Origin of the sequence: Rhizobium hidalgonense (assembly GCF_005862185.2) — a bacterium.
GTDB lineage: Bacteria > Pseudomonadota > Alphaproteobacteria > Rhizobiales > Rhizobiaceae > Rhizobium > Rhizobium hidalgonense.
This window is the reverse complement of record NZ_CP054030.1, coordinates 167,740-187,422: the sequence shown is the minus strand read 5'-3', so window position 1 is coordinate 187,422 and position 19,683 is coordinate 167,740. Positions and strand designations below refer to the sequence as shown.

At 55.0% G+C, this 19,683-nt stretch carries 16 protein-coding genes and 2 pseudogenes; 8 read left to right on the top strand and 10 right to left on the bottom strand.

Features of this window, described 5'->3' with window-relative positions; translation table 11 throughout:
- Positions 1-143: 143 nt before the first annotated feature.
- Genes FFM81_RS32075 through FFM81_RS32055 form a run of 5 tightly spaced genes read right to left on the bottom strand, consistent with a single transcriptional unit; the run spans position 144 to position 4,536 of the window.
- A complete protein-coding gene (locus tag FFM81_RS32075) occupies positions 144-923 on the bottom strand; it encodes an ABC transporter permease (protein WP_138386454.1) in 780 nt (259 codons plus the stop codon).
- 3 nt (positions 924-926) lie between these two features.
- Entirely contained in the window at positions 927-1,961 is a 1,035-nt protein-coding gene (gene nodI, locus FFM81_RS32070; RefSeq protein ID WP_138386467.1) for a nodulation factor ABC transporter ATP-binding protein NodI, read from the bottom strand.
- A gap of 37 nt (positions 1,962-1,998) precedes the next feature.
- Positions 1,999-3,276: a chitooligosaccharide synthase NodC gene (gene nodC / locus FFM81_RS32065; RefSeq protein ID WP_138386455.1), complete on the bottom strand. Its 1,278-nt coding sequence runs from the start codon at positions 3,274-3,276 to the stop codon at positions 1,999-2,001.
- 22 nt (positions 3,277-3,298) lie between these two features.
- Complete coding sequence (gene nodB / locus FFM81_RS32060) at positions 3,299-3,949, bottom strand: chitooligosaccharide deacetylase NodB (protein WP_138333873.1); 651 nt, start codon at positions 3,947-3,949, stop codon at positions 3,299-3,301.
- Positions 3,946-4,536: a NodA family N-acyltransferase gene (locus FFM81_RS32055; protein WP_017958626.1), complete on the bottom strand. Its 591-nt coding sequence runs from the start codon at positions 4,534-4,536 to the stop codon at positions 3,946-3,948. Before FFM81_RS32055 ends, nodB begins: the two co-directional genes overlap by 4 nt.
- Positions 4,537-4,793: 257 nt before the next feature.
- Between FFM81_RS32055 and nodD1 the strand changes: the two genes are divergently transcribed.
- The 6 genes from nodD1 (at position 4,794) to FFM81_RS32025 (ending at position 11,804) form a co-directional block, all read left to right on the top strand.
- The gene (nodD1, locus tag FFM81_RS32050; RefSeq protein WP_138333871.1) at positions 4,794-5,726 is read left to right on the top strand and encodes a transcriptional regulator NodD1; all 933 of its coding nucleotides are present in this window, start codon (positions 4,794-4,796) and stop codon (positions 5,724-5,726) included.
- A 660-nt stretch (positions 5,727-6,386) separates the two neighbouring features.
- Positions 6,387-6,665, top strand: coding sequence for an acyl carrier protein (locus tag FFM81_RS32045; RefSeq protein WP_017958624.1), 279 nt, complete (start codon positions 6,387-6,389; stop codon positions 6,663-6,665).
- Positions 6,666-7,877: a beta-ketoacyl-[acyl-carrier-protein] synthase family protein gene (locus FFM81_RS32040; protein WP_017958623.1), complete on the top strand. Its 1,212-nt coding sequence runs from the start codon at positions 6,666-6,668 to the stop codon at positions 7,875-7,877. It abuts the gene before it with no gap.
- A 384-nt stretch (positions 7,878-8,261) separates the two neighbouring features.
- Positions 8,262-8,834, top strand: a complete 573-nt coding sequence (gene nodL / locus FFM81_RS32035) for a nodulation O-acetyltransferase NodL (RefSeq protein ID WP_017958622.1) — start codon at positions 8,262-8,264, stop codon at positions 8,832-8,834.
- 580 nt (positions 8,835-9,414) lie between these two features.
- Positions 9,415-11,241 carry a glutamine--fructose-6-phosphate transaminase (isomerizing) gene (glmS, locus tag FFM81_RS32030; protein ID WP_138386456.1) on the top strand — a complete coding sequence of 609 codons (1,827 nt, stop codon included), beginning with the start codon at positions 9,415-9,417 and terminating at the stop codon, positions 11,239-11,241.
- A gap of 77 nt (positions 11,242-11,318) precedes the next feature.
- Entirely contained in the window at positions 11,319-11,804 is a 486-nt protein-coding gene (locus FFM81_RS32025; RefSeq protein ID WP_138386457.1) for a MaoC family dehydratase, read from the top strand.
- Positions 11,805-12,541: 737 nt separating this feature from the next.
- On the opposite strand, the gene FFM81_RS32020 is transcribed toward FFM81_RS32025, so the two are convergent.
- Positions 12,542-13,399, bottom strand: a complete 858-nt coding sequence (locus FFM81_RS32020) for a calcium-binding protein (protein ID WP_138386458.1) — start codon at positions 13,397-13,399, stop codon at positions 12,542-12,544.
- Between the two features lie 316 nt (positions 13,400-13,715).
- A pseudogene (locus FFM81_RS32015) lies at positions 13,716-13,957 on the bottom strand (SfnB family sulfur acquisition oxidoreductase); the annotation flags it as partial.
- A gap of 917 nt (positions 13,958-14,874) precedes the next feature.
- Here FFM81_RS32015 and FFM81_RS32010 point away from each other — a divergent pair.
- A complete protein-coding gene (locus FFM81_RS32010) occupies positions 14,875-15,525 on the top strand; it encodes an outer membrane protein (RefSeq protein ID WP_138386468.1) in 651 nt (216 codons plus the stop codon).
- A gap of 25 nt (positions 15,526-15,550) precedes the next feature.
- Here FFM81_RS32010 and FFM81_RS32005 read toward each other — a convergent pair.
- A pseudogene (locus tag FFM81_RS32005) lies at positions 15,551-15,661 on the bottom strand (IS6 family transposase); the annotation flags it as partial.
- A gap of 360 nt (positions 15,662-16,021) precedes the next feature.
- On the opposite strand from FFM81_RS32005, the gene FFM81_RS32000 reads away from it, so the two are divergent.
- Entirely contained in the window at positions 16,022-16,765 is a 744-nt protein-coding gene (locus tag FFM81_RS32000) for a helix-turn-helix transcriptional regulator (protein ID WP_018496492.1), read from the top strand.
- A 749-nt stretch (positions 16,766-17,514) separates the two neighbouring features.
- On the opposite strand, the gene FFM81_RS31995 is transcribed toward FFM81_RS32000, so the two are convergent.
- Both FFM81_RS31995 and FFM81_RS31990 read right to left on the bottom strand, forming a co-directional pair.
- The gene (locus FFM81_RS31995; protein WP_017958615.1) at positions 17,515-17,991 is read right to left on the bottom strand and encodes a tail fiber protein; all 477 of its coding nucleotides are present in this window, start codon (positions 17,989-17,991) and stop codon (positions 17,515-17,517) included.
- A gap of 231 nt (positions 17,992-18,222) precedes the next feature.
- Positions 18,223-18,918 (bottom strand): protein rhiA, encoded by a 696-nt coding sequence (locus tag FFM81_RS31990; protein WP_138386460.1) that lies wholly within the window; start codon positions 18,916-18,918, stop codon positions 18,223-18,225.
- Positions 18,919-19,683 lie beyond the last annotated feature (765 nt).

Sequence of the window (19,683 nt, the reverse complement as noted above, 5' to 3'; positions counted from 1 at the left end):
AGAACTCGGTGTAGCGGTGGACGGCATTGTTGTCGGCAGCTCTGCCGTTAGATCGTTTGCCCTCGTTCGGCAACAACGTCAACAATTACATGCTGATCCGGACGGTGGGGTCAAGGCACCGCTTACTGTGAAAGTGGCACTCATCACCGCATTAACCGCCGTCGAAGCAATGTGGTCGACACGAGGAATGGTACGACTATGTAGATGCAGAGAACGCCGATATGCAGGCAGACATTGGCGATTGGTTGGCCCAGCATCATCGGGCGGATAACATCGATCGAATGTGCCAAGGGCAAAAAGGCGGCTATCTGTTGGAATGCTACGGGCAATTGGTCTACGGGAAAGACTGCGCCTGACAAAAACAACATCGGTGTGATGACGAGGGTTTGGTAAAATATGAAGTAATCGTAACTGGGCGCGAGGGCCGTAACGACCATTCCAAGGCTCGCAAACGCTAAGCCAGTGAGGGCGATGACCGGAAGCGCATAGAGAAGACACAGCCAATGAGTGTATCCCAGCGTGGCGGCGACGATACCAATACCGGTGCCCGCCAGCGCCGCCTTAGTTGCTGCCCAGGCCATTTCCCCAACGACGATATCCCCTAGCGTGAGCTGTGTGTACAACATTGCTTCCCAGGTGCGCTGGCCCTGCATTCGGCCAAAGGCCGCATAGATAGTCTCGAAGGTTGCAGCAGTCATCGCGCTTGTCGCGATCATTCCAGCCGCCAAAAATGCAGTGTACGATACGCCGTCAACGCGCCCTACCATCACTCCCAATCCAGCGCCGAGCCCGAATAGGTATATTATAGGATCGGCTAGATTTCCGAGAATGGATGCCAGCGCCGCTTTTTTCCAAGCCAGATAGTTTCTGCGCCAAACTGCGAGCCAGTTCAAACCGCCGGCGGGTAATGTTGCTACGCCCATCGTCTACTTCTCCATCTCGCGTCCGGTTAACCGCAAGAAGACATCCTCTAGATTTGGTGGACGCTCCAGCAAGCGCAGGCCCGAATATCCACGCAGTTGCGCGCGCACCTGCTCTGGATCAGGCGTGTAGCAGAACAGGGTCTCTCCGCTGATCTCCAGTCGCCTAGCATTCGGCCTGACCAAAAGACTAAGCTCCTGCGGATCGCCACCATAAATTTCGATCACGGGACAACCAATCTGCTCCTCGATCAGGGCATGCGGTCGGCCTTCGGCGATCTTTCGCCCAGCTTCAAGCACGCACAGCCGGTCGCATAACCGCTCAGCCTCTTCCATGATATGGGTGGTCAGAAGAATTGTCTTGCCGCGTGCCAACAGCGATCGAAGTCGTTCCCAGATCAAGTGGCGCGCGTGTGGGTCGAGACCAGTAGTCGGCTCGTCCAAAATGAGTAGCTGCGGGTCATTAATGAGCGCACGCGCCAAAGTGAGGCGCCGCTTCATTCCTCCAGATAGGTCTGCCACACGCGTATTCGCCTTGCTCTCAAGTCTCGCAAATTCAAGTAGTGACGGGATGACCGCTTCGATTTCTCGGGTGCTCATGCGGAAGTAGCGGCCGTATACTAAAAGGTTTTCGCGGACCGTGAATTCCAGGTCCAGATTATCGAACTGAGAGACGATCCCGATTTTCGCGCGCGCCAAGCGAACCTGGCCCGGTTCCTGCGCTCCGAGTACAGTCATATTGCCTGCACTTGGCGACGTCATTCCTAGGATCATACGGGTGATCGTGCTTTTTCCCGCGCCGTTCGGTCCTAAAAGACCAAAACACTCTCCTGCGGCGATAGTAAACGACAAGTCATTGACGACGACTTTACCACCATATGACTTCGAAACGCCGGCCAGATCGATTGCAACTGGGGACAATGCGCCAGAAGGCGAATCCACTGCCTTGCATTTCGAACCGCCCTGCCGCTCCGACGAGATGATATGATCCAGGTGCGGATCAGCGATCGTCGTCTTCAAATTCGCTAATTGCCCGTTCATTTCTTGTCCCAAATTTTGAGCTGCGGTGGCGCGATCATCACTCGCCACTATAGGCAATTTCAGATGTCGCCCGTCCTGGCATTTTGGCAGGGCCCTGCTGACCAACATTCGGCGCAACAGCTACTGATCCGCGCGACAGCCAGTCGCTATTGGATAGGGTACAAAGGGCATAGGCTTTCAAGGGAATTAAGAGAAAGATGTTCACGAGCGTGTGGAGAGCAAAACTCAGAAACCTAAGTTCGCGGGCGCGATAGGCAGCCACGCTACACCGTACAAGAGTCATGGATCCAATGACCAGGATCGTCCACCATGGCACTGTGGCGGTCAGTGCAAGCTGGCCAATACCGGTCACTACCGACAGCGCAAGAAGAAGAAGGCCGACATTTTGCCCGATTGCATCCAGCGTGAGATACCGATCGAGGCCAGGCAGTACGGGGAGCGCAAGTAAAGTATCCCGAAAAGTGCTGCGTGCCCACCGTAATTGCTGACGCAGATAAACACCCATTGTGTCAGGAACGACTGTCGCCGCGATGGCGCTCGGAACATATTCAGTTCGAAAGCCTGCGCTCAGCATGAGAATCGTCAAATGGCGATCTTCGCCGAAGTCACTCGGCTTGCCGCGATAAAGCTGCGTCTCGTACTGATCGAGCAGCGAAAGCATAGCAGACCGACGGTACATCGCACATGGGCCGCAGCAACACATAACTGCACCGAAGCGAGCTTGTGCCGCGCGCTCCTCGTTGCAGGCAATCCAGTACTCCATGTCAATCAAACGAGTTAGCCAGCTGTCCGCCTGGTTACTGGCTTTCATTTGGCCCATCGCCGCACCGACTGCTGGATCCCGCATTTTGTGGGCAAGCTTCGAGACTACGTCGGGGGCGATCGTGGTGTCTGAGTCCACATTCAAGATAAGATCCCCAGAGGACTGGGTTATAGCGGCGATTTGCGCTTTGCGCTTTCCAACATTTTTAGGGAGAATTGTGAAGTTGAATCTCTCATCGTCTGCATAGACAGCGCGCTGAGCCACCACCGCGTCGCGATTTTTGGAACCGTCGTCGACTACATAAATACACAATTTTCCGGCATAATCTTGTTCCGCAAGCGACGCGAGGCATTCCGAAAGAACGATTGGGTCCTCGTTGAAGCACGGCACAATCACATCGACGCTTGGCACGGGGCTGGTTTCGATGTCTTGTGCAGGTGTTGTTGAGATCGTTGTCCGCCTAGCATGAAAAACCTGCGCACTCTTGTAAACGGTGGAGAGCATTGCATAAAGCGAGACGGCGGCGATGCTGGTTGTTGCGAGCAGGGTCATGGTTTCTCGTTTGTCCAGTGTTTCAGGGAAGTGAACGAATTTGGAATCCGCGGCTATGCAGTGCCGGAATAATTCGAGAGAGTGCTAAAAGCGTCTGGTCACGCAGTCCGGCGAGCGAGCATTGCTCAACCTCATCGGGAGGACACCCGTCGTGCAAAAGTACGATTGCCCCAGGCCGAGCAGCAGCAAGCACCTCATCAACGATCACATCGGTGCCCGGGCAAGACCAATCTCTAGGGTCGGCCGACCAGTGAACGGCTCCAAGTCCAGCCCTCACCGATGCTGAGAGCACGTCTTCAGTCCACGCCCCGTAAGGCGCTCGTAAGTGCCGGACCTGGGCTTGGGGGCAGGCCGAGACAATAGCTTGATGCGCCTCGTCTATTTCACGTTTCACATCCTTGGGATCGCAGGTGGCGAGGTCGGGATGCGTCATGGTATGATTGGCGACATCATGACCTTCCGCCACAAGGCGTTGAATGAGTTCCGGGTGATCCTTCACGTAGGAACCGATAGCAAAAAATGTTGCCGGGACGCGGTGCTCAGCTAGAACATCAAGGATTTGCGGCGTGCAGAATGGATTGGGACCATCATCGAACGTCAAGTAAACGCAGCGATCTTCCGGTCCGTTTGTGTGATTGACCGGTACTTCGCTCATATAGGCAGGCCGCTTCATAGTTCCGACCCGTTTCGTTCAATCAACGAGCCCGCAGGCCACTCAGTCATCGGACGGTCGACGGGAACTACCAATACGAGGACATCTTCAGTGCGCGTGGCTGGCAGGTCGGAATGCGCGTCTGGAAGCGTGGAGCGCACACGCAGCCCCGTCATCATATTGGCGGTTCCGTCTCGGCAGTATCTTTCCATGTGATTCCGCATGGCGTGGCGAACTGTTCCAAAAGCAAATGGAACGCTCAACTCGCGCAGAACCGGAAACATAGCGCGGACCGAGTGAGCGATGCCTAATCCTTCTAGATCCGGTCGCACTCCGTACAGGCCTAGCTCGGCCACAAGCAAATCAGTCGTACCGACCCTTACGAAGCGGCGTAACAAGCCCATGTGGCTAGCGACACCGCGCGAGTCATATGCGATTGCGCGGCGTTCGGGCCTCGCACCACCCCAGCTTCGGCCAGTCTCGAACGGCTTGGCATTGAAAGCTCCCGTCGGCCCATAGGTCTTGCAAAAAAAATCAGCGAGCTCCGCGTGGTCTGAAGCTTCCAGCTCATTTTCCCAGCATATTTTCCATCGCACTTCAGAAGACATGCAAAAGCTCCACGTTGGTCCTTCACGCAGCCACGATCAAAGCCGCGCGAGATTGTTGCGCATGACTATTGGATTGCCGGTTAGACAATCGAGCGGTTAGGAGAAGTAAAGAATTGAAATCGGGCCCTTGCCCGGCATTTCGATTTTTCGTTCCCGGCCTTGATATTGATCAAGTTCCGGCTTTTCTATAAGTGATCCGAAAGATTGGTAAAATTGATTGTTTGGATGGCAATCATCTATGTAATGGATATACACTCATGCGTTTTAAAGGCCTTGATCTCAACCTTCTTGTAGCGCTCGACGCTCTAATGACCGAGCGCAAGCTCACAGCAGCGGCACGCAGCATCAACCTCAGCCAACCCGCCATGAGCGCTGCCATCTCCAGGTTGCGCGCCTATTTCAACGACGAGCTTTTTATCATGCAGAGACGGGAGCTAATTCCGACCCCGCGTGCGGAGGCACTCGCCCCCGCTGTTCGCGATGCTCTCTTGCATATTCAGCTCTCCGTCATCGCATGGGATCCAATAAACCCCGCGGAGTCCGACCGCCGATTCAGAATTATCCTTTCAGACTTCATGACACTGGTCTTCTTCGACAAGATCATCTTGCGCTTAGCTCGAGAGGCGCCGGGGGTCAGCTTCGAGTTGCTGCCGCTTGACGACGATCCGGAGGAGCTTCTCCGCCGTGGGGATGTTGATTTTCTGATCCTTCCGGATTTATTCATGTCTGGCGCCCATCCGAAAGCAAGGCTTTTCGAAGAGGAACTGGTGTGTGTCGGCTGCCCTACGAACGAGCAGCTGCCAGGGAAGCTCTCTCTGGAGCAATATATGTCCATGGGGCATGTTGCGGCTAAGTTCGGACGTGGTCTTAAGCCTTCTGTTGAGCAATGGTTATTGCTGGAGCACGGCTTCAAGAGGCGTATTGAACTCGTCGTGCCGGGGTTTAACTTGATCCCGCCGTTGCTGTCAGGCACTAACCGAATAGCAACCATCCCGCTCCGGCTGGTCAAACATTACGAACAAATTATCCCCTTACGGATCATCGAGCATCCTTTGCCACTTCTTTCGTTCACTGAGGCTGTCCAATGGCCGGCTCTTCACAACACTGATCCTGGAAACATATGGTTGCGCAAGATTATGATCAAAGAGGCTTCGCGCATGGAATCTGAGATGGAAAGTTGTGCGTCGTAAGCGGCACCGCCGGGTTCATTTCACAGGCCCAGTAGTTAGATGGGCGCTGATCATTGGAACCGATGCATTCGGTCCCCAAACGAGGCATCACGCTACAGGCGGGCCCCACTGCCTCAGTTCATCTACCAATCGAAGCGATTGTGCCGAGAGATCGTTTGAACCTGAGAAGGTGCCATTTGTATGCTTTCCTTGGCCTCATGCAAAAGTGATTCAAAACTTTATTCCTGTCACTTATGTTCGGCTCATTGCTGAAAACCAGCATCACGCCGCGGCGAGCTCATCGACCTCCCGCACATGCTCCCTGCGCCGCACTGACAACGCGCTGGCCCGGGAGAGCGGCCAAAGCTCAATACTTTCGATCCGCGTAATCACGCTTTTTCTGGAGGGTCTGCAACTTCGCCGGCGCATGAATTCAGCGGCGGCAATGGCCGAGCCGCAATCCATAGCGTGGATGCTTTTGATCCACACAATCAATTTTACCAATCGTTCCCTATGATCCATAGCAGGGCAACCGCGCGATGACGTTCCGGTAAGTTTATCGGTTTCTGTCGTCACTTCGCAGACGAGCCGGAACATCTTCCGATGTTAGCAGCATTTAGATCGAGCCTTCTCGCAAGGCCGGCGGCTTGTCGAAATTAGACATGATGGAAAGGAATACAAATGGCTGACCAACTCACACTGGAAATTATCAGTGCGATCAATAAGCTCGTCAAAGCTGAAAACGGCGAGAGAACGATCGTAGCGCTCGGCGAAATAACGACTGACACTGAGTTGACTTCACTTGGCATCGATTCGCTGGGTTTGGCCGATGTCCTTTGGGATCTGGAGCAACTCTACGGCATTAAGATCGAGATGAATACGGCCGATGCCTGGTCGAACCTCAACAACATCGGCGACGTGGTGGAAGCCGTCCGTGGCCTGCTCACCAAGGAGGTCTGAATGGACAGGCGCGTCGTTATCACCGGATTGGGCGGACTGTGCGGACTGGGCACCGATGCTTCCTCTATCTGGACGGAGATGCGCGAAGGCCGCTCCGCCATCGGCCCGATCTCAAACTCAGAGATTCATGAGCTGAAGGGCATGATCGGGACCGAGATCAAGGTCCTGCCTGAACACGACATTGATCGCAAGCAGCTCATCTCCATGGACCGCTTCAGCCTGCTTGCCGTGCTTGCAGCTAGAGAAGCCATGCGACAGGCCGGCCTTTCGTGCGATGAAGAAAATGCCCACCGTTTTGGCGCGACAGTGGGCGTTGGCTTTGGCGGCTGGGACGCTACCGAGAAGGCCTACCGCACCCTCCTATTGGGCGGCGCGACGCGCACTGAGCTATTCACTGGGGTGAAGGCGATGCCTAGCGCGGCTGCCTGTCAGGTAAGCATGAACCTCGGGCTGCGGGGGCCAGTCTTCGGTGCCACCTCCGCCTGCGCCTCGGCCAACCATGCGATCGCTTCAGCGGTAGACCAGATCAAGCTCGGTAGGGCGGACGTTATGCTAGCTGGAGGAAGCGACGCGCCACTCGTGTGGATCGTGCTTAAGGCATGGGAAGCAATGCGCGTACTCGCTCCAGATACTTGCCGCCCATTCTCCGCCGACAGGAAAGGACTAGTTTTAGGCGAGGGTGCGGGCATGGCGGTGCTGGAAAGTTATGAGCATGCCGCCGCCCGCGGTGCAACGATGCTTGCCGAGGTCGCCGGCATTGGCCTTTCCGCCGATGCCTACCACATCGCTGCACCAGCTGTGCATGGGCCGGAGGCCGCGATGCGCGCCTGCCTTGTTGATGCGGGTTTAAATGCCGAGGATGTAGACTACCTCAACGCCCATGGCACCGGCACCAAGGCCAACGATCAGATTGAAACAACGGCGATTAAGCGCGTCTTTGGTGACCATGCTCGATCGATGTCCATCTCTTCTACCAAATCCACTCACGCGCACTGCCTCGGGGCAGCAAGTGCGCTCGAAATGATAGCTTGCGTTATGGCGATCCAAGAAGATGTCGTGCCGCCGACGGCCAACTATCGCGAGCCAGACCCCGATTGTGATCTGGACATCACGCCAAATGTGCCCCGAGAGCGCAGGGTGCGCGTGGCCATGAGCAACGCCTTCGCGATGGGCGGCATGAATGCTGTCCTTGCGTTCAAGCAGGTGCAATGAAGTGAAGATCGTCATGATTGAACCCTTGTAAGGCCAGCGGCAAAATGCCTGAGGCGGGCGCCGCCGATTCCCGTTAGCGAGGTTTTGCTGCAGTTTCGCAGATACTCGCGCATCTGAAAAATGTTCCTCCGCGCAGCCACGTTATTCAGCTTTCACCATGTGTCGCGGGAGCTGGAGCCTGACTATTTTCGTCGCCGGAGTTCTCACTCGGCTCGCCGGTCGACTAAAGTTGACGCCTCATCCTTTTCTTCCACGAACAAGGAGTGTTACTATCAATTCCACCTCCGCCTACGCCCGATATCGTGCCAGGTGCTAGCTAGCTTGGTCGCGAAGTAGTCGCACTCAAGTACCGTCCTCCCGCGAACAAGATCTGAGAAGTGTACGATGACAAGCAGCCAAAAAGAGAAGATGCTGGCAGGCGAAATGTACAACGCAGCGGACCCCGAGATCCAAGCCGAGTTGCTCCTCACCGGGGCTTGGTTGAAGCGGTATAATGACACGCTGGGCGACTCCGCCGAGCGGTGGAATGCGCTCCTTTTAGAACGATTGGGAGCAGTCGGGCTTGGAGCGGTTATTCGTCCGCCGTTCCACTGCGATTACGGGTTTAACATCCGGGTCGGAGCTTGGGTTTACATCAATTACAACTGCGTCATTCTTGACGTGGCAGCGGTAACTATCGGTGACGGAACCGCAATAGGCCCTGCTGTGCAGATTTACACCGCGGACCATCCACATGATCCAGAGCAGCGCCAGGCTGGACTGCAGTTGGGACGACCTGTCAGCATTGGCAGGCACGCCTGGATTGGCGGTGGAGCAATCATTCTCCCGGGCGTGACAATTGGCGACCACGCTGTCATTGGCGCTGGTAGTGTGGTCACGCGAGATGTTCCTGCAGGAAGCACGGCCATGGGAAATCCAGCTCGGGTCAAGGCTGGTGGACGCTTGCCGAAATCATAAAAGCAGGCGTTGGGGTAAATCCGGCGTAAGGGGTAGCTTCTTTGCTTGTGCGAGCGCAACCTCTGGCCGCCCTTGCCGTTCCAACTGTCGGCACTTGCACTCTGACGCCAACCTCTTTGCAAATGCGGCTGGGCGGTCCTGCTGGCCGATTCGTGATCACGTTTGCATGCAAAGGGGCAACTACGACTTAGGGTCAACCCGCAGACACATACCGCGCAGAAAAACGAATTGTCTTTCAGTCCGTGCGCATGATGAAAGACAATTGATCGTGTCGAATGGACATGCGCGCGGCATGTCGTCGGCAAATACCAATTCCTGTTGGCTCGAACATTTTTAGAGGTAGGCGCCCAACACCCGGGCGTAAGTTATCATCGACACTTTGCAGAAGGCACCATACGCTGTCTGCAGCGTCTAATCGACGAAACCCGAGTGCGCGACATCCATATCGTGGATGGTAGCTATTGCAACAATCAATTTTACTAATCTGTTTGGATTTATTAGCACCCCTGGAGGACCCGCACCGAGCGGCGTCCGCCTTCCTGATGACCGGGCGGGGGCTCTTGGGACGTGGGTGACGAGCATGTGTGGGATTGTTGGCATAGTCGGACGGAAGCCCGTGTCGGAGCGGCTGATCGAAGCCTTGGAGCGACTGGAATATCGTGGCTATGATTCAGCCGGCGTTGCGACGATCTTCGAGGGAGAATTGCACCGACGCCGCGCAGAAGGCAAACTCGTGAACCTTAAAACGAGATTGAAAAAAGAGCCCCTGAGCGGCACCGTCGGCATCGCCCACACGCGCTGGGCGACGCATGGTGCGCCGACAGAATGCAACGCTCACCCGCACTTTGCCGATGGCGTAGCCGTTGTTCATAACGGCATCATCGAAAATTTTGCCGAGCTGAAGGACGGATTGGCGAAGGTAGGGGTCAAGTTTAAGACCGATACGGACACCGAGGTGATTGTGCATCTCCTGACCAAATTCCGTCAGGATGGCATGGGATGTCTTGAAGCAATGCAAGCCATGCTGAAGTGCGTTAACGGCGCCTTCGCTCTTGCCATTTTGTTTGAGGAAGATCCCGCAACCATTATGGTGGCGCGCAATGGGCCACCATTAGTGATAGGCCATGGCGATGGTGAGATGTTTCTGGGCTCCGACGCGATCGCTCTTGCTCCGTTCACCAATGACATCACTTATCTGCACGATGGCGATTGGGCTGTAGTAGGCAAAACGAGTGTCCAAGTTTTCGATATCGAAGGCAAAGTCGTTACGCGCCCGCGGCACATATCGATTGCTACCGCCGACCTGGTCTGCAAGGGCAATCACCGGCACTTTATGGACAAGGAAATCTACGAGCAACCCGAGGTCATCGCCCGCGCTCTTGGTCACTACATCGATGTCAACGAAAATCATGTCAAAGCCATTGCAGCCGACATCGGATTTGCCAGGGTTGAGAGCCTCGCAATTTCTGCCTGCGGCACTGCATATCTAGCGGGGCTGGTTGGCAAATATTGGTTCGAGCGCTACGCACGGTTAATGGTTGAAATTGATGTCGCCTCTGAATTCCGCTATCGAGAAATCCCATTGTCTCCGCGGTCGGCAGCGCTCTTCATCTCTCAATCTGGTGAAACGGCTGACACGCTTGCATCGCTGCGCTATTGCAAAGCACAAGGTCTGAGAATAGGCGCTGTCGTCAATACCCCAGAATCTACTATTGCCCGCGAGGCAGATGCCATCTTTCCGATCCTCGCCGGGCCAGAGATCGGCGTTGCTTCTACCAAGGCATTTACCTGCCAGCTTGCTGTTCTCGCTGCACTTGCCATCGGCGCAGGCAAGGCGCGGGGCACAATCACGGACGACGAGGAACAAGCGCTCGTCCAAAGCCTGGCGACGTTACCAGGCGTTATGCGACGGGTGCTGAACGACATCAAGCCGAAGATCGAGCTCTTGTCACGGGAATTGTCGCATTATCGCGACGTGCTCTATCTCGGCCGCGGCACGAATTTCCCATTGGCCATGGAAGGTGCGCTGAAGCTCAAGGAGGTTTCCTATATCCATGCTGAAGGCTATGCGGCAGGAGAATTAAAACATGGTCCGATCGCCCTGATCGACGAAAATATGCCAGTCATCGTCATCGCGCCACATGATCGGTTCTTCGACAAGACTGTCTCCAATATGCAGGAAGTGGCCGCCCGCGGCGGCCGCATCATTCTGATCACAGATGAGACGGGAGCTTCGATGTCGAAACTCCCCACCATGCACACTATCGTATTACCCAATGTCGAGGAGATTATCGCGCCAATGATCTTTTCTCTGCCGCTGCAGCTTCTTGCGTATCACACGGCGGTGGTCATGGGGGCAGATGTGGACCAGCCGCGGAATCTAGCTAAGTCAGTCACAGTCGAATGATTGTGACGATTGATTAGATCGCAACTCGCCTCCGGGAAAATCCACGACTTGATCAGACATCAAATAAGTGAGGTCGAATGCACGAACTTTCGCTCGCCGACGTGCCGTCGCGAATTGGCCAGGAACTCGGCAAATCCGAATGGATCACCGTCGATCAAACTACAATCGATCTCTTTGCCGATGCGACACACGATCATCAATTCATCCACGTGCACCCGGAACGCGCTGCAGTCGAAAGCCCGTTTGGTGGCACTATCGCTCATGGCTTCTTGACACTCTCGCTTCTGTCGGCGATGAACTTCAGCGGCATGCCAAGGATCCGCGAGCAGACCCTGGGCCTTAACTACGGCTTAGACCGGGTGCGTTTCATGTCACCGGTTAGGACCGGCAGCCGTGTGCGCGGCCGCTTCGTTCTCTCTGAATGTCAATTTCGCGGCGCAAGCATGCTGGTGACCACCTATGAGGTGACGGTCGAGATCGAGAACGAAAACCGACCGGCACTCACTGCCAATTGGATCACGATCATTCAGTTTGACCCGAACGACAGGCCTAAAGGGATTTGACGCCAGCCTGCCCCAGTGGTCTACGGATACACCGCCATGGACCTACGCGCTGTTTTGCATTAAGCGTCTGTTTTCCTTTACAGTCGTGCCTTGCGAATGCCTATTGCTTTCGGCCGGTTGATTAGACTTGCGCCGCAAGCAAAGCGGCAGACTGCATGATGCGCAACATCTTGGAAAGCGTTATCAGCGAGATCACCAGGCTCGTTCAACGTAAATGATTGTTGAAGTAACGGCGGTTACTCATTTCCGGCCGAGCAGATCACCGAAGCCTGTCGCCAACACCAGTATGTTGACGACAGCACTGTCAAGCGCAATGTAAACCTTCCTCGACGGAAGACGCACCGCCAGCAAAAGGATGTGACCGCGTGGACCCCTCGCCAAGCAGCCATGAAACGGGACGTAATCCTGCTAAGGCCCTCAACGCAGACTTTCACTAAGATGGAATTGCTTCGCGGGCCTGTACAGAAAACGGATGCTACGCAGGCGCCGCTCCTGATACACCACGCGGGTCATCAGCAGCAGGGCCAACTCCGCCAGCATCTCACGATCCTCTCGACCAGGGTCACGTCTTTGCGGTTTAAAAACGCCGACACTGGACAGCACGCGACCGGCCATTGGACCTTGTTCACGTGCCGGTGCATTCGATCAAAAAAATTTCGTCGTTTCCATTTTTCCGTACTGCGCCACGTTGGAAAAGAGAAGCGCCCCAAGGGTGGAACGCTCCTCGGGTCTTCGAATTAAATGAAGCCGAAATTTTCCCCCGTAAACGAGGTAAGATCTGACATGTCGTGCAGATTGTCGACATGAGCGAAGGCATGCGCGTGGTTCGCGGAATCGACATAGGCTAGTGTCGCACCGTGAGTTTTGCCATCCTGACCGAGAGTTTTTTCATCATAGTAGACAATGATGTCACCGCGGGCTTCCCCGTGAATAGCGGTCGCGGCGGCAGAGCTAGACGTGAACCCACGATCTGTGATTACCACAACGTGCTCACCGTGCGCGTTCGCGGCCTTGCCATTGTAGAAAGTGTCCACAAATTGGCCTGGGAAACCCTTCGAGTGGTTGATGAAATTTGCGCCAAACAGATCCCCTTTACCGAAGTGATCGGCGTCCATGACAAAACGGTCTTGCTTCGGGTCGAAATCTTTCACAGTCGTATAGCAGTGCGTTGTTCCAACCATAGGATCGTGGAACCGAAACACGAAGGCGTCAGCGTCTTCGCCGCCAGCCAAAACATCTGCGCCGTCGCCAGCCACCAGAGTATCCTTCCCGTCATCGCCGTGGAGCCAGTCGTCGCTCTCGCCGCTATGTGGTATTACGCGGTGCACTTCGAAGGGGTTGAAGGCGGCGAATGAGCCGTCGCTATACAGGAGGTCGTCACCATCACCAGCATGGATAGCGTCTGAGCCATCCCCGGCCCAGATGATGTCATGGCCGGGACCGGCCTCGATCATGTCGTGTTCGCGTTCAGCCCAAATCAGATCATCGCCGCCGCCGGCTTTGATCCAGTCATTGCGATTGAGTCCATAGATTGTGTCGTCTTCATCGGATCCATTAATAATAAAGGGGCTTTTATCAGTGCCTTTGATCATCATCACATATACTCCTTATGAGGCAGCCGAAGCTGCCAGCACCCCTTATGTTTTCTAAGTGCCTATTAGTGAAATCCATTGATTTGATCTGAAGGATTTGAATGATGGATGCCGAAGTGTTTATCTCCGGACGACTGTGCGCCCTTCGTAGATGGCCGGCAGAATATGAAAAAGACTTAGGGCTATGACAATCGGCGGCCAAGCAGTGGCAACAATGTCCGCGACACCTCGTTGACGAAGGTGGAAGCTTCCCCCTCGTATACGTTGCAGACAAATCTGCAGAGCACCTGATCTCAGGGTGCTTTGCAGATCGAAAACCTCAGCTCCAGGCATGGAGCGGTGGCTTCTCGCCATTCAGGAAATACTTACCCAAAATGGCGTACTTCCAGCGGACCGGGTCATGCAGAGTATGGGTGCGGGCGTTGCGTCAGTGGCGATCAAGCCCGTGCTCTGCAAGGGTTGAACGCGTTCCTGCCAGCTCGAACAACTTGTGGCCGCAATCGCGATTTCGGTGGAGAGTATCTTCGCTTCGGCGGTAACGATCTGGGCTTCCGCAACCGTTCAGGAAGAACAAATTGGCGATGCTGATCACCCGCAGGAACAGCGCAGAGATACTGGTCGCGACGACGCCGTCAATGTTGTGAATATCCTCAAGCCGACCCGACGCGTCCCTATGACACGCTTCTCCACCAACGGTGAGCCCAACCCGGCGGGGTGGGAGTCGGACGGGGTCTCACCCATCACTCGCGAGTTGCCCAGACGGCTGAACCGGCCTCGGGATCGGGCATCGCACCGCGGGTCGGCAGCCGCTCGGCCCCACCCATCGGCTGACCGACGATCATATCACTGCGGATTACAGGCTCCTGGACCAGGAGTTGCAGGGACGCTCTGCGGATCTGGCCGCCCGGACGAGCGTCGTGAATTCTGTCGTGGCATAAGCTCAGCTACAGTCGCGCTTTCGTTGTGCGAGCCTAAGTTTGTTGGCGCGGCAAATGCTGGTGCCACGAGCTGGAAAATAAACCAGAATATATGTGGAAATATATTTCCGTATAGTTTTCCATTAAATGGTGAACTATCAATGCATTACCGTTCTTTGGCATAACATTAACGAATATACTATTAAATATATCCTCTGCGTCTCTTGTCTTAAATCGGGTAATTGTAGAGAGTCTGCGTATGAAAGCAGGTATGACAATGCTGAAATATTCAACAGGCGAAGGTCTGTCGCAGGGAGGAACGTCGGGGGCTATGGTCCAGGAGGTAGGCTCCGGCACAGCAGGGACAACGCCTCCTATGTGCCGGAGAGCGTCGGGTCCACACAAGACCCAACGGACGCGATGCGAAACTTGATCCGGTCGAGCGATCTGGCTTTTCTCATGGAAGCTCATGATGCCCTCTCCGGGGGTCAGGCGGAGTTTGCAGACCTTTGGGCGTCCAGCCCAGCACCGGATGTTAGTTTCGCTCGTTATGGGGTTATTATGTCGCTAATTAAGAGAAAAATCTTCGCCCTAGGCGTCTCGACCCTAATGGCATGCGGCGCGTCGGCGGCCGATCTAGCTGACCACAGCGTTCCGAGCGTCCCCTCTTATGACGCACCGGGAACCTTCTCGTGGGCCGGGGCTTACGCCGGTCTTCACGGAGGTGTCGCGGCCTCCAAATTCAACCCGTTCAACAATGGTCGCGCCCCAGCGGTGGGCGCTCAGGTAGGTTACAATTTCCAGGCCGGATCGGGCGTTTTCGGCGCAGAACTCGAAGGCTCTTACATGAACAACGAAGTGCGTGTGCCCGGCGGCAAGGTGGAAAGCCGCTTCCGCGGTGCCGCGAAAGCGAAGGCTGGCCTGGGCTTTGATCGCACTTTCGTCTACGGCACCGCGGGCGTCACAACGACCGAGTTCGAGGGCCGCCGCCTCGTATCCGGATCGGACAAATGGATATCCGGACCGGATAGCTGGAAACAAGGCTACCTCTTCGGTGGCGGCGTCGAGCACGCGTTTTCGGGCGGCGTGTCGGCAAAGATCGAGTATAACTACGGCATTAACAACGCCGTCCCGACCCCGAGCGGAGGCATCAACTCGAAGTCCAACCTCAACGATAATGTAATTAAGGCGGGCCTTAACTTTCGCTTCTGACGAACTCGTCTGAAGCCTTGAGCAAACGCAAATACCAGGCAACCGCCCGCACGATCGGCCATGCCTCGAAATGCCGGCCCTTGAAATCAGCCATCGATTGCCGCTTCAGCTTTTCGGTAATAGCATTCAGAATCATCGGCTCGCTCCACAACTTTCGGAGGGGCAATCTCTCGTCCCATGGTCCACATACCGTTAAGCGCCAAAATTTGCGACAGGCCCTGCTTCGAAGTTGTCAGTCGTCTGCCGCACGGTTCCGGGTGAATGCGTAGCTATGGCGATCGGGCTGACGCACTCGGTTAAAATTGACGGCTCGAACTGTTTTTAGACGAGCGGCGCCAAACGGTTTGCCGAGGACGATCCCGCCTGGAAGATGCGCTTTTTGGTTGTATGCATCAAGGGTATCTAATATGGTTTTCAGAGTTTCGCTGCCCACGGAACTGGACACTCACTGCTTAGATGTGAGGAAGTTAATCTTGCGCCGAACCGGGAGGTTGTCGTGAAGGAAGAATCCTCAGCGGTCTCGAATCTGGTGTTCGATTTCCTGTCAGAGTCAGCCAGCGCAAAGAGCAAAGACGATGTGTTACTCTTACTTGGAAAAATTTCACAATATTTCGGGTTTAGTTATTTCGCGATATCCGGCATCCCCTCGCCTCCGGAGCGAATTGATCCCTATTTCGTTTTGGGCAATTGGTCAGCCGGGTGGTTTGATCGCTATCGTGAAAACAACTATGTCCACGCCGACCCCATAGTGCAGTTTAGCAAGACATGTGATCACGCATTTGTTTGGTCGGAAGCTCTGCGAGATCAAAAACTCGCTCGGCAGAGCCGTCGGGTCATGAATGAGGCACGCGAATTCAAGTTGATTGACGGCTTTAGCGTTCCTTTACACACTGCCGCCGGGTTTCAATCGATTGTCAGTTTTGGAGCGGAAAGGGTAGAGCTCTCAACCTGCGACCGAAGCGCGCTCTATCTGATGGCGGCTTACGCGCACAGCTTGCTCCGCGCCCAAATTGGGAATGATGCCAGTCGAAAGATTCAGGCCTTACCCATGATCACAACGCGAGAGCGCGAAATCATCCATTGGTGTGCCGCAGGCAAAACAGCAATAGAGATCGCAACGATTCTCGGACGATCCCATCGAACCATTCAAAATGTCATTTTGAACATCCAGCGAAAACTCAATGTGGTAAATACACCCCAGATGATTGCCGAAAGCTTTCGTCTCAGGATCATTCGCTGAAATATATGGAGTTTTCGGCCACTTCAAGGATCGGGCCTGTTGGATCACGACAGCGATCATGATCTGATGGTAGCCCGTTGAAATGCTAAATCTGCGCCTAATTGATAGACAGGCGCAACACAGTTTTCGGTAGGTCGAGCAGAGAGCATCCATTGGATGGCTGCGAGGACGTGCTTTGAATTTGTTTCCTCAGAAGTCGTCCAATGGCCGCCTACCGCCAGACGGCCCCCCCGAATTGACCAGTCGCGTCTTTCGGGGTGATCCCCGACAGATCGCAGTGGTTGGCATTGTCTGGTCGGGCAGCTTGGATTAGCCGCGCACTTTTGACCGGCGCATTTATCACGCAATACGCGTTAAAGCGTGCGGGAAGCCCTGGCAATGTATTCGCCTGGTTGCCACTTGGCCTGCAGTTGACGCTTGCCCCCTCCAAACGTCCGGATGGATCCACGGGCTCACCGCTGAAATCGCATGTTTTCCCGGTTGACGTTCCCGGATTTCCAACCGGGCCGGCAAGCGTGATGCCGCGGATCACAACGCCAGTTTCTACGGGCTTCGCTGCGACCTTGCCTTTTTGGTGCTCCTCAGCCGCGGCTCCCTGCGTTAAGGTGAAGGTCAGAGCGAAAGCAGCTAGGCATCCGAAAGCTCTCAAAGTAGCAGTCATTAGGCTTCTCCTCTTTTGCCGGCCGGCAAGATGTCGCTTCCGGACCGATGTCTCTGAATCGAATGAAAGGATCTGCGCCCCTTTCAAGTTACCGAAACTTGATCAGGTAATTCACGGCCACGTTCTTGGGACGCGTCTCAAGAGCTGTGCGTGCCGGATTTTCCGGTGAACCTGTCGATTTGCTTGAAATGGAAGTTCCGGCGGCACTGCCCTGTTGCGAAATTCCCGCCGGCGTCGTTATCTCATAGGGATGCGCATGAACTTGCAGAGCATCGCATTGGAGTGATCCAACAACGTTTGCAACATTATTGCCAGTTGGATCTAGCCGTCGTTTCGCGTCAGGGTCCATACCGGCACCGGAATCGAAACCGCGCAGGAACAGCCCACGGTAGTCTGGAATCCGAAATTCCAGATCGGCCGTGGAATTCCGCTCTCCATAGAGTCCGCCGAGAACGGCGTAGAGTTCTGGATAGGCGGCTGCCCTGAGATAGCGTCCATCGCAAAGCATCCATCCCTGGGCTTCGACGTAGCTGATCGGAGCTTCCGCATTTGTACCCGCAGCCACGCCAGAGCTTGCGCAGGGTGTGTTGCTCCAGATTGTATTAACCGAGCTCGAGATAGGGGCAACTTGCCCCGCAAAGGGACACACCGCACCGATTGGAGGCCCTGCAAACATCTTTGGTTCCTCGGTCAAATTGATGTGTGAGGGAAGGAATGCCAATTATCAGCAACAACAGGCACTCCCCTGCATCAGCTCCGTCCTGACGGACGGAGCTGATGCTAATTCACCTTGCCATCAAGCCGGGTTGACATCCCAGGTATTGTCGTCTTGGAGCACGCCTACGAGATTGAAGACGGCAGAGGGAAACTTGGCTTCCTTGGTCTGGGTGATCGTGTCGATACTGAGCACCGAGCCGATGGTCACATTCGTTCCCGCCGCAATCCAATAACTCGGAGTCGGCGTGAACGTGTGGAGCAGATTGGTGCCCGCTTGTGCAACATAAGTTCCTGTTCCGGACATGCCGATGCCCACGGAGAACCGGTTGTTTGGCACATTGGCAGCATCGTTGATGACCAGTGATCCTGCAGGATCACCCTTGATCGGCGCGGTCAGGCCAGGTCCATCACTTAATGAAAAAGTAGTGGTGTTTCTCCCGCTGGGGCTGCAGTCCTCCACTCCAGAGGCAAGAAAGTCCACGCCAGCAATCAGGTGTCCCGTGTCGCTCCAGACGAAGTTATAGGCGAGCTCCCAAGTGAATTTGATTTGATTGCCAACCCGAATTTGATACGGAGAGCAGAACCATGCCAAGGAGAAGACATTGGCAACAGGCTGAGGCATCTTTTGATAGACGTAGAAGGTCCAAGGTTGCGCCGATTGATTCTTCAATAGCAACGAATATTGCGTTCCTTGGGCAAGCGCCGCGCTTCCCGACTGTGATGCACGGGCATGATCCGCCATTTCCTTGTCTACGTAGCTGACATGCAAGGACATTTGATTCTCCCTTTCCGCTGATTTTCTATCTTCACGCCAGGACGATCCAAACGTTTGGACCGCTCCTTGGCCCAGCTCCAACTGAGGCGAGTGTTATTGGAGACACCAATTCAGCTATAGTCATTTCTGGGTGACGTAAATGAGTAGATATACTCCCTGACAGACCACCATTAACCCATAGTCATGCCCCCGAGACCCGGGACGGTAAGAGCGGTCGATGCCTATTTGGTCGGTAGCAGATAAGCACGGCCGAATCTAACGCAATCCCATCAAACGAAAAGCGGCCTGAGAGCCGGCTCGATCGAGCCTTAGGCGTCTTTGACGCACACCGTATGCTCTGCAAATTTACTCTAGCGGTACGGGATGATGGCATTCTTAAGCCCGTTTTGGCCGATCTTTCCGTTAACGCCATTTCCCATCCGCGCGGATTATTTGATTTCAAACCATGTTAGCGCGACGAACGACGTTAAACATCCGCGACCTAACTCAGAAATAAGTATTTCTACTCATTTTGAAGGACAGAAAGATCGCGCATAATGATCTCCGGGGGCAGGGAGCGATGATGAAGATTTGCATTGGGAACTCTCGGGCTGCGCGGCGACAATCACGGTGAGATTAAACGTCAATCAGGATGAGACTCGGCGGCGGGGGTGTGACGAAGGGAGGGCGTAGCCCGACCGGAGTTACACCCCCGCCGCGGCGCAATTTTTAGGCGTCTCATGATCGCGGTCGGCCCGCTACGGTGGCGGTTTTCTGGAATGGAGA